A 13884-nucleotide genomic window follows, 5' to 3' on the forward strand; every position below is an offset into this window, starting at 1 on the left:
GCGTCACGGTGCGCGTTCACCCACTTGTTCAGCGTCGAAAGCCCAACGCCCAGATCATCCGCAACTTGTCGCCGTGTTAGCCCGCTGGTCAGCGCAATTCGCACCGCGTCTTTGCGGAATTCATCCGTTCTTACCGTGCTCATAGTTCGTCTCCTTTGTCGCAGTAAATGCTATCAAAGGAGCGGCATCAAACCGCGACAGGTCCAAATAGCCGAGCTGCGCTGCCGAGATCTGCACGGTCTCGCCGGTGCCGCTGCTCGGCCAGATGAACTTCCCAACCTCCAGCCGCTTGGTGTAGAACGACATGCCAACGCCGTCGTGTCAGAGCAGCTTGACCAGATCGCCCTTACGGCCGCGAAAGCAGAAAATCTCTCCAGCATTCTGGTTTCGCCAGAGCCCTTGCTGGACCGTCAACGCCAATGTGTTCGTGCCGCGCCGCATATCGGTCACCCCACCAGCAATCCAGACGCGCACCACCGCCGGGAAAGCGATCATTTACCCTCGAGAACGGGCAGCAGCAGTGCAAATCATCAGGATCCACCAACGAGGGCACGAGCAAGCGCCGTTCGTCCCTCAACACGATCTCGATCTGGACAGCCGGGGCGATTTGATGCGGCGGGGTGTCCATCTCCTTAGGCATCTCGACCGGCACGAACGCCGGGCCGCCCTGGGCCGAGAGCTCGCCATTCCGATACTGTGGCCGCCAGATGGTCAGAAGCGAACGGCAGATGCCATGCCGCCGCGCGGTCGACGAAACCTGGCGATGTCCCCGATGACTTTCCTCGACCACCCGGACCTTGTCCGCGTCACTCCGATGTGCCCGCCGTGGCACATCCTCGGCGGACAATATCTCGGTCTGCGGTGCGACCGTAAGGTCGATTATAACGTCGGATTTTTCATCTCTGCCACCGCCTGGTCAGACGGTCCTCGCCGGAGGGTTACGGTAGACGCTTCACCACTTGCTTAACTCTTGCAAGAGATCATGCCAGGCAGAGCCGGTGCGCGCGATCCAGAAAATCCTATCAAGAACAAGACCGTGGTTGGTAGGTTTGCGCCCATTCGGCGCGCGGCCTGACAGGATGAACCGCTCATAGAACGCCCATTCCTCCTCCGACATCAAGCCTCGTTCCAGGCTGACCTCCATCGCAGATATCAGATTAAATCACGCCCGAAGCCCGATGTGATTCCCTTTTGTAAAAACAGTCTGATGAATCATGTCAAAACCCAATTGTCGTCGATCCATAACTTTCCGTGTCACTTCGTGAGATTGGACCAACACGTCACACTTGTGCATCTGTCCGCCAAATTTATTTTATGCCAATGATCGATTTTTCGAAACATGAAGCAAACAGCGCAGCAAAACATCATACTGCCGTAAGGAGCAGATCTCACCTGAAACCGTGGTTTTCCAACGCAGCCGCTAACGCGTCTCTCAGTCGACTTGGCGTTGCTGGAATTTTCACGGTAGCGTCACATATCGGTCTACGGTGGCCGGAGAGGTCATCACTCAAAGTACAGCCCGTCAAAGCAAGAACGCAGGTTTGTGGATTCTCCTCCCGGAAAGAGATAAGCTGCTCCACTATGTCCTCAAGGGCCCCGGCACAGTCGAGATCGACCGCGAGGACGCTCCAATCAAAGGATCCATTCGCGATCACGTTAAGCGCAGTGTCGAGATCGTCCAGAACATACACTCTATGGCCGATTTCGTTGAACAATTCATGAATGTGTATGGCGCCAAATCGTTCAGACGCCACTAAGAGAACATCAAGCGACTCTTCTGGAAGTAAGTCGTCGCTAAGAGAACTTTTCACCCCCTCAGCCGACGTGGCATACAGATACGTCAATATCGATCCGAAAACCCCACCGAATAGCGATATCGAAAATCCAGAGAATAGTGCCGTCCAGAAACTGGCTCCCAAGCCAAGAGCGACAAAGAAGATAAGCCATCCGACAACGGACGAAAGGACGCAATAAACTGCTACGGCGCCAGATGGCGTGTTTGCTCCGTCATCTTCTACAACGACGCGTTGCGATGTAACGTCTTTTGCTTCTTGATTAACCGCGGCGCGCGATAAGCTTGTTCTGATTGGCTCCCATGCAGAGCGGCAACCTAACGTGACTTGTTTCATCTCTCTATCCCGAGCAAACTGGTGCGAATCCGTATCAGCGTCGCATTTGTTCTAACATTGTGGTGCTTACTAGTCCGGCCGACAACCCGACCAATGGTCGACATTGGGCTATCACTTTCCCATGATCGCCCCAAAAGATTGTCTTGATTATCTAACGATACTATTAAATATATTTTTATAAACGTTTTAGCAACTGTGGGTGCAATTTCTATATGGTCACACTAAATCGATGTCAAAGCGAACCGCAAATCCCCATAACACACCTTGCCAATGTGTGTCGCGGCGAGTTTACTATATGAGCTTGACGCTGCTAAGTTGACCGCTTTGCAGCTTGCCCTTAACTGCACTAACTATGGCTGCGCTCAGTTTCTGGGTGCAGTTTTTTTTGCGCCCTAGGTATCCAACGACACCAAATTCACCCTTAAGGAGTGGTAGCTTTCCCAAGGATACTCATTTGGGGCGCAATGAGATATCGCGTTTTGAATTGTTATGGTGGTACGTAAGCCGTGAATTCTGAGGGACTTAACAATGACTCATCGAAAAACCGCCTTTCTTGCTTTGATACTGCTGGGACTGGGCGCCTGTGATGAAGCACAGCCCAAATTGGACAACTTGCCTACAGTTAACCAGCTTGCAGATTATGAGCGGTGCGTGGACAGCGACTATCCGATCGTAGGAAGCGGCAAGTTCTCATCGCCGGTCGATTGCTGGGTTTTTCACGTTCAGAAGAAACCCAAGGCGGTCGCAAGTGGTAAAGCGGATGACAATAATTTGACTGTGGATGCCGCTACAAATGGCCCGGCTGCTCCGTCTGGCAATTCCGGCGGCGCTGCGCCGGCTTCGGGGGGCACAGGCGGCGTAGCGGCAGCTGCAGGCAACAATGGCGCTTCAGCCTCTGGAACTGGCGTAGCGGCAGCTGCAGGTGGTGGGGGCGCATCCGCGTCTGGCGCTGGTGCCGCAGCGGCGGCCGGTGGTGGAGGGGCGTCGGCGTCTGGCGACGGTGCCGCCGCGGCAGCAGGTGGCGGCGGTGCAGCCGCGTCCAGCGGCGGCTCAGCCGCGGCAGCCGGCGGTGGCGGCGCTTCGGCTACGGGCGGAGGTGCATCCGCCGCCGGCGGAGGAGGTGCGTCCGCTGCTGAAGGCGGATCATCTGTAGCAGCTGGAGGCGGCAGTGCATCCGCAGCCAGCCAATAACCACTGATAAACGAGGTGGAGCAAATGATGAAGTTACCACAGATAATGCTGGCCGCGTCATTCGCGTGCTGCTCAGCCTTTGTAGGGAGTGCGAGTGCACAGAGCACTCCGGGGGCTGACTGGGGTGCCAGTTGGGGGTTCCGTACGGCGAACGATACATCCGTCGGATTGGCCCGGGCCAACGCTATTCGTAGTGCAGAGTTGGGCCCTGCAAAAACCGAAATCACCTACAATAATCATTACGCGACGGATAACCGAAGCAATTATGTCGACATCAATACACAGGGTGCAGTTACTTCCGATTTTCATATCGGGGATGCTATAGATCAAAATACCAATGCTGTCGGCTCCATGAATACTGGCAACACTACTATAGATATCGAGGGCAGTGGAAACTCCATCGTTGCAGAAAACTCTGCGAGCAACGATGGGTGCATTGATGGTTCTGTCTTGAACAACTCAACGATGACAAACGAAGGTGCGACTTTTGCCGGTACTCCTGGTGCAGTTGCATCTCTCGGAATTGTCCCAGGCCTGTCCGCATTGGGCGCATTTCCCAGCATTTCAGGACTCGAGTGTAACCGCTAATGCCACGACTTATGTCGAAGATTGTTGTCTTCGCTTTTTTAAGCGGAGCTGTAAGCGGGTGTGCTGTGCCGCAGAGCTTGGCGTTTGTTTCTACAACGAAGCAAGCAAGGCTTGTGGAAGGCCCTGCTATCGTTGACCTTGTCACACCATTCGACAGAGCGCTGGATTGCATTAAAGGAAAAATTGATCCGTCTATCAGTTTTGCTGTTGGGCAAGTGATCGATGCAACGGGAAAGGAAACCTATTCTGATGGCGGCGCTGGTAAAATGCTTTCGCAGGGTGCCGGGGAGATGGTTCAGTCTGCGCTTTTTCGATCCGGCGTAACTGTCGTAAATAGGCGCGACCCGAACATTGCCGTCGTCGAGACGCAGTGGGGCATTAGGGACATCAAACAGCAAACCCCTGCGAATTTTTACATATCCGGATCGATAAATAGCTTGGACTTCATTCCCGGTGACGGGTTTGACGTGAATATTGCTGGTTTTGGCGTCAAACGACGTCAAGCTAGGATACTGATTGCCTTGGACCTTTCCCTTACCGATACCTACACGGGGCGTATAATCGCGAACGTGCCGCTGCAGAAGCAAATATTCACTCGAGAAAATGGCGTCGAGGCTGATCGTTTCTTTGAAACGACGCTGATCAGCCTTTCGGCGGGCGGCATGAAGCGTGAAGCTGTACACTTTGCAATGCGGCAGATGCTGAATTACGCGACGTTGGAATTGATTGGGCAGCTTATTCCGTCTGCTGAATTCAAACCCTGCCAGCTTATGGTCAGCCCGGCGGCAGCGGAACCGTCTGCCGAAAATGGTCGGGGCGATTCTGACTTGACGAAATTCGTTTCGCTTGCGCTCGAGAGAAACAGAAAGCCTGCAGTGTCCGCCGAGCCCCCGCAGCAACAAGCTGCTGCTCAGCCACAGGTTCGCAGCGTTCCGCAGGCCAAACCCTCGGTTCCGATTACTCCGGAATTGCGCAAACGGATGGATATCGCCACTGCAAATGCCGGACGAGCGATCGTGACGGCTCAGGCCGCAGGAAACGAACTTGACCTGCAGAAAGCCAATGACCTCGTGAGGGAGGCCACTCAGTACCTCGCAGTTGCAATCCAAGCCTTGCGAGAAGCTGCGGGGAACGGCCTGAGCGGACCTGAGGGTGACGCTGTTGCCGTCTTGGTGGAGCGGGCGATGACGGAAGTTCAGGACGCGGGCAATAAGATCAAGCGCCGGGAAGCCAACATTTCCAAAGTCATGCCGGACAAAGTTCCGGCATCAAACAGCGCCGCGCCAGATGCGGACGTCCGACCACAAATTAGCGGGTCACGAGCAGCTGCGACGGATCCTAAGACCGTTGCACCGCGCGAGTGACCTGAAGAATTCCGCTAAAGACTGCGTGTCAAGCGGATAGAAGGCAGGCCTCCCACGAAACCCTGCGAAACCCTGGCGAACCGATCGGGAGGATCGGTAAGCATATGGAGAGTGAAGTGAACAAACTTCTTGCTACTTCCGCAATCGCCCTCGTCGCATTGACGGGCGCTGCATCCGCTCAGTCCGTGCTGGAGCGCGTTCTGGGCCAGATCGACAACGCCACCAACCTGGCGTCGGTCAACGGCACCTTTGCGAACATCGCCGAAAACATCGGCAACGGTTCTGCCGTGACCGTGTACTCGGAACTCGACGGCGCCGGTAACCCAACGGGCAATGTCGTTTCTGAGGACGAGTATCAGGCAGGTCTGCAGGACGCAGTGGACGCAGCACTTGCAGCGTTGCCTGCCGGTGTATTGGCCACCGTTGCAGCCGGTGAGCCCAATCCGGCGGACTACGGTGATCTCACCATCGCGGCGAACCAAAACGCCTACAACAACGCTGTGGCGGCATACAACAACGCAGTGAATAACCAGCAGGCGGCAATCTCGAATGCGCAGACCAACTACGCTGCCGACTTCACGGCTGACCTGATTCAGGTGTCTGGCCTGCAGGGCATCGATGGCTCGATCAACAACACCCTGGACGGCATCAACGGTGCGACCCAGGAAGCGATCGCAAACATCGACGTGTCCGCCATCGAGTGGAACATGCCGACCTTCGACTTCGGCGACATGGCGACCACCGCACTTGGCGCCGTTAACACCGGCGACATCACGCTGGGTGTGAACTCGGCGGTTGATGAAGCTGCGACCTCGACCACCAACGCCATCTCGGCAGTGGTGAACCAGCTGGGTGGTTCGGCTGACACCGGTGCGATCGTCCTGAACGTCGCGTCGAACATGACCGGCGTTAACGGTTCCATCAACAACGTGATGGAGCAGGTCAACGGTTCGATCGGCAACCTGTCGACCACGGCACTCGGCGCAGTTAACACCGGTACCATCGTGTCCGGTGTTGACGCTGCTGTTGCTGGCATCGTTGGTTCGTCCACGGGCGGTTCGAACGGCCTGTAAGGCTTGTAAAACTAGGACGACGGCTTAGGCCGTCGTCCATCTATTCGGGTGTCAGTCATGCCAAAAATGCCTACAAAAAAAAGTAGCGTTCGTTTTGATCGTGCGAGCCACAATAAGTTACATTTGCCTCTTTCCTCCGGGAGTGCTGCACAAATCGCTCATTTGTACCAAGTTGGCAATCTTTCGTCCTGCAAAGATGCGGCTCAAGTTTTTCTGCTTACGCATCCAAAAAATTTTAGCATATTAATGATATTGGGTGCGGCATGTACGGCTCTTCAGGACTATAAAGGTGCACAAGATGCCTTTAAAAAGGCACACCAAATCAACCCGGGCGATAGCAATGCGCTCAACAACTTGGGAACGGCCCAATATAACTTGGGCTTGTTTCAGGAATCCGTGAAAAGCTATAAGGCTGCCCATACGCTTGGGAAGAATGACGCAAATTTTCTAATAAACTATTCAAACGCTCTTAAAGCCGCACATGAAAAGCATGCTGCTGTAGAAATTTTGCGACAGGCTGCAAACCGTTACAGAGATAACGTACGTGTTTGGATTGCAATTTGCTATTGCCAAATAGACATCGGTGAACTGGAAGATGCGCGTTTTTCAGCGGAGAAGGCGGTATCACTGGCGCCTCAATTGGCCAAAAGCCATGCTGCTATGGGAGCTGCGTTTTTTAACCTTGGGCAGTTGGAAAGTGCGAACCAGAGCTACTCAAAAGCTGTGACTATGCCTGATGCTACATTTAAAGATTATTTCTCTCTTGGGACGGCACTTGCTGAAATGAAGAGATACGACTCTGCTCTTGACGCGACAGAAATAGCCCTATCCAAAAATCCGCGAGACGAAAAAAGCCTAATTAACGCCGCATGGATTTGCTTGAAGCTGGGAAGGCACAAAGATTCATCTGCTTATTACAGCAAGGCTCTAACTGTAAATCCAAAAAATGCCGAAGCATTTGCAGGCCTTGCCGCCATTTATTATGCGGAAGGGGATTATCTTAAGTCAGTGGAGTTTTTTAGATATTCTCTAAATTATAGGCCCGATGACATGAAGGCAACGTTTGGCTTGGCGCGCGCACTTATTAAAATCGGAAAAGAGAGCGATGCGCTTAATATATTTAAGCAAAATTTAGAAAAAATCGTGAGTGATGACGATTGGTATCAATACGCTGTTTGCTTGGAGCATGCTCAAAGAATTGATGAATCAATTAAAGTCTACGAACAACTGAAGGAAAGGAACTATAAGCCGTTACGTATTGCGGAGCGGCTCTTTAACGCCTTTGAGTTGCGCTCGCAGCTAAGTAAAGCAAAGGAAGCATTGGAACCACTGCACGGCTCTTCGGAACATGCAAACATCTTGAGACTATTCGAGGGAATCTTGCACAGCAGGAAACGCGAATACGATTTGGCTTTAGAAAAGTTGGAAACGGTACGCGCCGACACCTTGTCTGCTTCATCACAAGTTAGACTTTACGCTACGCTCGGAGAGGTTCTAGACAAACTGAAAAAGCCCGACGAAGCTATGTCCTCGTTCGAATCCATGAATGCAATCTCCTCTCAAATAGATGCTGACATTGTTACGGAATCCCATGAGTTTTTGCAAAAGGTTAAGTCGAGTGCTTTGTACTACATGGCAAATCCCCTTCCGGCTCCCAGCCGTCTCAGCAAACTTGAGGGTCAACCTCAAATCGGCTTTATTGTCGGTTACCCTCGGTCGGGCACCACTTTGCTTGATACTGTCCTCCGTACACACTCCAAGGTCTCTGTAATTGAGGAGAGGCCCATGCTCAGCCACGCCATCGATACGGTGTATCCCAATGGATTTGAATCAAATGATCTTGATACCGGTAAGATTGCCCTGTGTCGCGAGAGATACCTGTCGAACCTCAAGTTTGAAATGTCTGAAGAAATGAAAAATTCGTCGCTCGTATTTGACAAGCTTCCTTTGCACCTGCTCGAATTGCCACTCATTCATGCCATGTTCCCAGACGCGCCTATTATTTTTGCGGCGCGCCACCCGTTCGATGCGATACTCAGTAATTACATGCAAAATTTCAAACTAAATAAAGCAATGGCATGTATGCTCAAGCTTCAAACTGCTGCGGAACTGTATTGCGCTGCAATGCAAACACTTGAGGGCGCGTTGAAAAATGCAGACGTTAAAATATCGCTGTACCGATATGAAAGTATAGTCAATAATTTTGGAGAGGAAGTTAAGCAGCTGCTTTCGTCCGTCGATTTGAAATGGGAGGCTTCCCTGACCGATTACAGAGCCACAGCATTGGCGAGAAATAAGATCAATACACCAAGCTACAGGCAGGTAACACAGCCAATTTACAAAGAATCTGCTTATAGATGGGAAAGATACTCCAAATACTTGTCGCCGCACAAAGAAGTCATTCAGCCGTATATTGACAAGCTTGGATACAACCCAAATTATAAAGGGCCATTGTATAAATTCGTGAAATCAAAGGTTCAAACGTAATTGCAATGGGGAAGCATGCACGCATCGTGATGGCGGTCTCAAGTGCGCGGTAGAAAAGGCAGCGAAGGCGCAAAGGATGCCGCAACCTTCCTCAGCGTTTGCATCGGGAGTTCAGACTGCAAAACAGCGATGCAAGCAATAGAAGTAGGCTCGCGCTTTGTCGCTTATGAAGGGCAGTTCATGAGGGGACGCCTTGCTACCGGTGTGCGGCGTTGTTGCAGAACGACGTCCTGAGGCGTGAGGGCCCCTTGCCCCGTCAGGTACAGGTCATGCGGACGATCTCGACTGTGCCGAGGGCGTTGAAGCGGTTCATGAGGGCGACGCGGATGTGGATTTCGGGAGTCTGGCGGTCGAGGTCTCTGGCGGCGATGCGCTCGCCGAAGAGCTTCAGGCATTGCATCTTGGCCTCGGCGCGGGTCCGGATATGGTATCCGGTCCACCGCTTCCAGAACGCCCTGCCATATTGACGTGTGGCGCGCAGGGTTTCGTTGCGCGCCCGGGCAACTGGGCAGTCGTCTTTCCATGGCCGACCGTTCTTGCGGATCGGGATGATCGCAGTGCCACCGTGTGCGATGATGGCGCTATGGCAGCGGCGGGGTGAAGGGCGTCACAGAATTGATCCAGTGGATCAATTCTGCCCTGAACGGGCGAAGCCCCTGGTCGTAGGCTCCGTCTGCGATCACGGTGCCGATGTCTTCGTCTTCCGGGATCTGGTCGAGCAGGTCTGGCAAAACGGGGCTGTCCACTGCCCGGCAGTGGTTTGCGCAGGATATCCACGAGAGGGGCCTTCCCGGCTGGGGGTGAACTCGACCGCGCGGATGTCGGAAGTGGCGTAACCGCCCGATTTGAACCACCTGCCGCTTTTGCTTAGTAGTCCGGCTTGAATAATCCTCATGCCGTTGATCGCGTTTGCAAAATCGGCATTTTTGCTCGCGGCTGACTGCAGGGTTTCGTAGACTGGCAGTCGATACCCTGCAGTTCGGGATCCAGCCATGAAGCATCGAGATCGCACACCGGAACAGGATGACCTGCTGAGGCCGCGCCTGGTTGACATGATCGACATGCGGCACGAGCTGGTGAAACTCGCGGGCCTCATCGATTGGGAGTGGTTCGAGCGGGAATGGGCCGGGTTCTTTCCCTCCGCGTCAGGCCGACCGGCAACGCATCCCCGCCTCGTGGCCGGCCTCATGTATCTGCAGCATACCCATGGTCTCTCGGACGAGGCCGTTGTCGCACGGTGGGTCGAGAACCCGTACTTTCAGCATTTCACCGGCGAGACGTTCTTTCAACATCAACCGCCGATCCATCCGTCCTCCCTCAGCCGTTGGCGGGATCGCATCGGCGAGGAAGGCGCGGAGTGGCTGCTGACCAAGACGATCGAGGCCGGTCGCGCGGCCGGGGTGGTCGATGACGACCGCCTGTCGCGGGTGTCGGTCGATACCACGGTGATGGAAAAGGCCATCGCGCATCCGACCGATGCGCGGCTTTACGAAAAGGCGCGCGTCAAACTGGTCGCGCTGGCGAAGGACCTCGGCATCGATCTGCGCCAGACCTATGCGCGCAAGGCTCCACGGCTGGCGCAGCAGATCGGGCGCTATGCCCATGCGCGCCAGTTCAAGCGCATGCGCAAGGCGTTGAGAACATTGCGTGGCTATACAGGCCGTGTGATGCGCGACATCCGCCGGCAGCTCGATGGCCTCCCCGAAGGTGCGGTGCGCGACGGCGTGGCCGAGATGCTGGCGCGGGTGTCGAAGCTGCTGCACCAGGCCCCAAAGGCCAAGGGCAAGATCTACGCCCTGCACGAGCCCGAAGTCGATTGCATCTCCAAGGGGAAAGCACGCGTCCGATACGAGTTCGGGTGCAAGGTCAGCGTCGCCACGACCATCGATGGCGGCTTCGTGGTGGGCATGCGCGCCATGCCGGGCAACCCCTATGACGGCCACACGCTGGCCGAGGCGCTGGAACAGGTCGAGACACTCACCGACATGCGCCCCGCTCTCGTCGTCGTGGACCGCGGCTATCGCGGACACGATGTCCGTGGTCCACGGGTGCTGATCTCGGGCATGCGCCGGGGGCTGACGAAGGGGCTGAAGGCGCACTTGCGGCGGCGAAGCGCGATCGAGCCGGAAATCGGCCACATGAAAACCGACGGCCGCCTCGCGCGATGCCCGCTCAAGGGCAGCCGGGGCGATGCGATCTTCGCCGTGCTCTGCGGCTGCGGGCACAACATCCGAAAGATCCTGGCCCGGCTCAGGGCTCTTTTGGCCATGTTGGCGGCATGGATCGCCGACGCCGTGAGACTGTCACCCGCGGCCGACGGCGGGTGGCGCCACCCGGAAATGGCCGCATAGGCATTGTTCAGACCCGACTTAGTAGATCTTATACGACGTCGTTACTGACGTGGATAACGACGTCGTATGCGGCGAGGGCAGAATTTGCGACATGAAGTGTTCGTTGGGGTCGAGCGTCGGCGGTTTTGGCCAGATGAGATGAAGCTGTCGATATTGCGGGAAGTTGGCGTGGGTGGCGCGACCGTGAACGAGGTTGCCCGCCGTCATGACCTCACGCGGCAGCACATTTATCAGTGGCGACGGCAAATGAAGGATAAGGGGCTCTGGCCGGAGCCCGAGGGCATGACGTTTTTAGCTCTCGACGCGCCAGACTTGCCCCTGACTTCCAAGCCGGAACTCGCTTACGGTGAGCCTGCAGAGATCGGTTTTGCAAACGGGCACACTCTGCGCTGCCCCGCAGGTATGGCTGAAGTTGATATCCTGCGGTTGATCCGGTTGGTGGCGACGGCATGATTGGCCCCGGCACGGGTGTCCGTGTGTATCTTGCCTGCGGAACGACGGATATGCGCAAAAGGATCGCTGGCCTGTCGGCCTTGGCGCAGGATGTTCTGCTTCAACGTCCTACGAGTGGCGCGGTTTTTGCGTTCCAGGGGCGAAAGGGCGATCGGATCAGACTGCTCTATTGGGATGGTCGGGGCTTTTGCCTGTACTACAGGGTGCTTGAGAAAGGACGCTTTCCCTGGCCATCCGCGAAAAATGGGGGTATGCGCCTGACATCGTCACAATTGGCGATGCTTTGGGAAGGCATCGATTGGCGACGTCAGGATTGGGGCGCGCCGCCTGCGCGGGTTGGGTAAAATACCGCGCTGATATTGCTTGTTTTTATGGCCCTTCGCAGCAGATCATGGTAATCATGCGCATGTCTGAAGACGCCGCATCTCTCTCCAATGATGCTGCCGTTTTGAGGGCGATCATTGCCTCTCTGGAGGCGGAGAACGCCAAACTCTCAGCTAAGTTGCGCGCCCATGATCTGTTGGTGCGAACGTCGCACCAGAGGTGCGCATGATAGATGCACGCCTTTGGCGTGACGCACGCGGATCGCGAAGCTGCAGAAACAAGCCTTCGGCAAAAGCTCTGAGAAGATCGAGCGCGAGATCGAACAGTTGGAGCTGGCGCTCGAAGACCTGCAGGTCGCCATGGCCGAGGCCGATGGAGCGGCGGGGCCGGACGCGTATGTCGAGGATGACATCACCACGTCAAACGAAGCCGTCCCAGAAGAGAAACTGCCGCGCCGCCGCCCGCGTATCTCGAAGGATGCCCCGCGCGAACGCCGGGAACTCGACCCCGGCGACAGTTGCCCTGATTGCGGCGGTGACCTGCGCGTCTTGGGCGAGGATATGAGTGAATTGATCGACATGATCGCAGCCCAACTGAAGGTCATCGAGATCGCCCGGATCAAGAAGTCCTGCCGCCGCTGTGAAAAGATCGTGCAGGAACCAGCCCCGAGCCGCCCGATCCCGCGCTCCATGGCCGGACCCGGCCTTCTGGCATACATCCTCACGTCTAAGTTCGACGACCACGTCCCGCTTTATCGTCAGCACGAGATTTTTGAGCGCATGGGCGCCGATATCCCGGACACCACTCTGGTCGATTGGTGCGGGGCTGCGATGCGGACCCTGACACCGCTGATCGAGCGCATTGAAGCCGACATCATGGGCAGTGACATCCTGCATGCTGACGATACTCCAATCCGCGTGCTCGACCGTGCCGCCAAATCCAAAGGGCTTGGAAAAGGCGTCAAACAGGGCCGCATTTGGACGTATGTGCGTGATCAGCGGCCATGGGCATGGCAAGCGCCGCCGGGGGCGGTCTATTGCTGCTCGCCAGACCGAAAGGGCGAACATCCCCGCAAGCATTTGCAGAATAGTACGGGTATCCTGCAGGCCGATGCATACACCGGCTTCAAAGCTCTCTATGAGACACGCGCCGATGGCAACGCCCAATTCCGTGAAGCGGCTTGCTGGGCGCACCTCAGGCGGGACTTCCACGACATCTGGACCGGCACCAAATCCGAGATCGCCAAGGGCGCGCTCGACCGCATTGGCCAGCTCTATGATATCGAGCGCGATATCAAAGGCCCGCCTGCCGACGAGCGCTATACTGTCCGGCAACAACAGACCAAACCAAAGGTGGAGGCCTTCCACGCCTGGGCCGAGGCTCAACTGACGCGCATCCCAGGCAAAAGCGTTCTGGCCAAGGCTTTCCGCTACGCACTGTCCCGTTGGTCCTCCTTCACCCTGTTCTTGGACGGTGGCCGCGTGGCCATCGATAACAACGCAGCAGAGCGCGGCATGCGCCCAATCGGCGTTGGTCGCCGCAACTGGCTCTTCGCCGGATCAGACACCGGCGGCGAAACCATCGCCCGCGCCATGACCATAATCGAAACCGCAAAAATGAACGGGCTCAATCCGCAGGCCTACCTCGCTGATATTCTCAGCCGCATCCACGACCACAAAATCAACCGGCTCGACGAATTGCTTCCCTGGAATTGGACACCAGCACCGCCCGAGGATTCCAAGGCGGCCTAAATCGGGCGGTTGCGAAGTGGCGGTGTCGATGGCCAGATAGACGTTGCGCCATTGGCGACGGCCTTGCACACCTTGCTTCCGGGCCTGCCACTCGCCGAGCTATGCGTGAAACTGGGTGACGGGGTTTGAGAGGGCGGCGTATCGTGGCGGGTGATCAAGCCTGCCAGAACTTC

10 protein-coding genes and 4 pseudogenes are annotated in these 13884 nt (G+C 55.8%); 8 read left to right on the forward strand and 6 right to left on the reverse strand.

Features of this window, described 5'->3' with window-relative positions:
• From D8Z78_RS23875 to D8Z78_RS23900, 5 genes and pseudogenes are all read right to left on the reverse strand, one after another.
• On the reverse strand, positions 1–143 hold a 143-nt coding region (locus tag D8Z78_RS23875; RefSeq protein ID WP_128910914.1), incomplete at its 3' end, for a transposase.
• Positions 121–462 (reverse strand): annotated as a pseudogene (gene tnpB, locus D8Z78_RS25150) (IS66 family insertion sequence element accessory protein TnpB). The gene D8Z78_RS23875 and the pseudogene tnpB (D8Z78_RS25150), both read right to left, overlap by 23 nt.
• A complete protein-coding gene (tnpA, locus tag D8Z78_RS25155) occupies positions 347–832 on the reverse strand; it encodes an IS66-like element accessory protein TnpA (protein WP_338064697.1) in 486 nt (161 codons plus the stop codon). The pseudogene tnpB (D8Z78_RS25150) and the gene tnpA overlap by 116 nt, the downstream one beginning before the upstream one ends.
• Before the next feature lie 123 nt (positions 833–955).
• Positions 956–1144: pseudogene (locus D8Z78_RS23895) on the reverse strand (transposase); the annotation flags it as partial.
• Positions 1145–1388: 244 nt separating this feature from the next.
• Positions 1389–2129, reverse strand: coding sequence for a DNA-binding transcriptional response regulator (locus D8Z78_RS23900; protein ID WP_128910916.1), 741 nt, complete (start codon positions 2127–2129; stop codon positions 1389–1391).
• 1215 nt (positions 2130–3344) lie between these two features.
• Between D8Z78_RS23900 and D8Z78_RS23905 the strand changes: the two genes are divergently transcribed.
• From D8Z78_RS23905 to D8Z78_RS23920, 4 genes are all read left to right on the forward strand, one after another.
• Positions 3345–3908 (forward strand): hypothetical protein, encoded by a 564-nt coding sequence (locus tag D8Z78_RS23905; protein WP_128910917.1) that lies wholly within the window; start codon positions 3345–3347, stop codon positions 3906–3908.
• An 11-nt stretch (positions 3909–3919) separates the two neighbouring features.
• Positions 3920–5272 (forward strand): CsgG/HfaB family protein, encoded by a 1353-nt coding sequence (locus D8Z78_RS23910; protein WP_164933085.1) that lies wholly within the window; start codon positions 3920–3922, stop codon positions 5270–5272.
• 116 nt (positions 5273–5388) lie between these two features.
• Positions 5389–6345: a hypothetical protein gene (locus D8Z78_RS23915; RefSeq protein WP_128910918.1), complete on the forward strand. Its 957-nt coding sequence runs from the start codon at positions 5389–5391 to the stop codon at positions 6343–6345.
• 57 nt (positions 6346–6402) lie between these two features.
• The gene (locus D8Z78_RS23920; protein ID WP_121634614.1) at positions 6403–8832 is read left to right on the forward strand and encodes a tetratricopeptide repeat-containing sulfotransferase family protein; all 2430 of its coding nucleotides are present in this window, start codon (positions 6403–6405) and stop codon (positions 8830–8832) included.
• Between the two features lie 256 nt (positions 8833–9088).
• On the opposite strand, the pseudogene D8Z78_RS23925 reads toward D8Z78_RS23920, so the two are convergent.
• A pseudogene (locus tag D8Z78_RS23925) lies at positions 9089–9664 on the reverse strand (transposase); the annotation flags it as partial.
• 160 nt (positions 9665–9824) lie between these two features.
• On the opposite strand from D8Z78_RS23925, the gene D8Z78_RS23930 reads away from it, so the two are divergent.
• From D8Z78_RS23930 to tnpC, 4 genes and pseudogenes are all read left to right on the forward strand, one after another.
• Entirely contained in the window at positions 9825–11183 is a 1359-nt protein-coding gene (locus tag D8Z78_RS23930) for an IS5 family transposase (protein WP_121634615.1), read from the forward strand.
• Positions 11184–11249: 66 nt separating this feature from the next.
• A complete protein-coding gene (locus D8Z78_RS23935) occupies positions 11250–11636 on the forward strand; it encodes a transposase (RefSeq protein ID WP_121634617.1) in 387 nt (128 codons plus the stop codon).
• A complete protein-coding gene (tnpB, locus tag D8Z78_RS23940; RefSeq protein WP_121634619.1) occupies positions 11633–11980 on the forward strand; it encodes an IS66 family insertion sequence element accessory protein TnpB in 348 nt (115 codons plus the stop codon). The genes D8Z78_RS23935 and tnpB (D8Z78_RS23940) overlap by 4 nt, the downstream gene beginning before the upstream one ends.
• A 62-nt stretch (positions 11981–12042) precedes the next feature.
• A pseudogene (gene tnpC / locus D8Z78_RS23945) lies at positions 12043–13711 on the forward strand (IS66 family transposase).
• The last annotated feature ends 173 nt before the right edge of the window (positions 13712–13884 follow it).

The sequence above is a fragment of the Tropicibacter alexandrii genome (assembly GCF_003667315.2).
Classification (GTDB): Bacteria; Pseudomonadota; Alphaproteobacteria; order Rhodobacterales; family Rhodobacteraceae; genus Tropicibacter; species Tropicibacter alexandrii.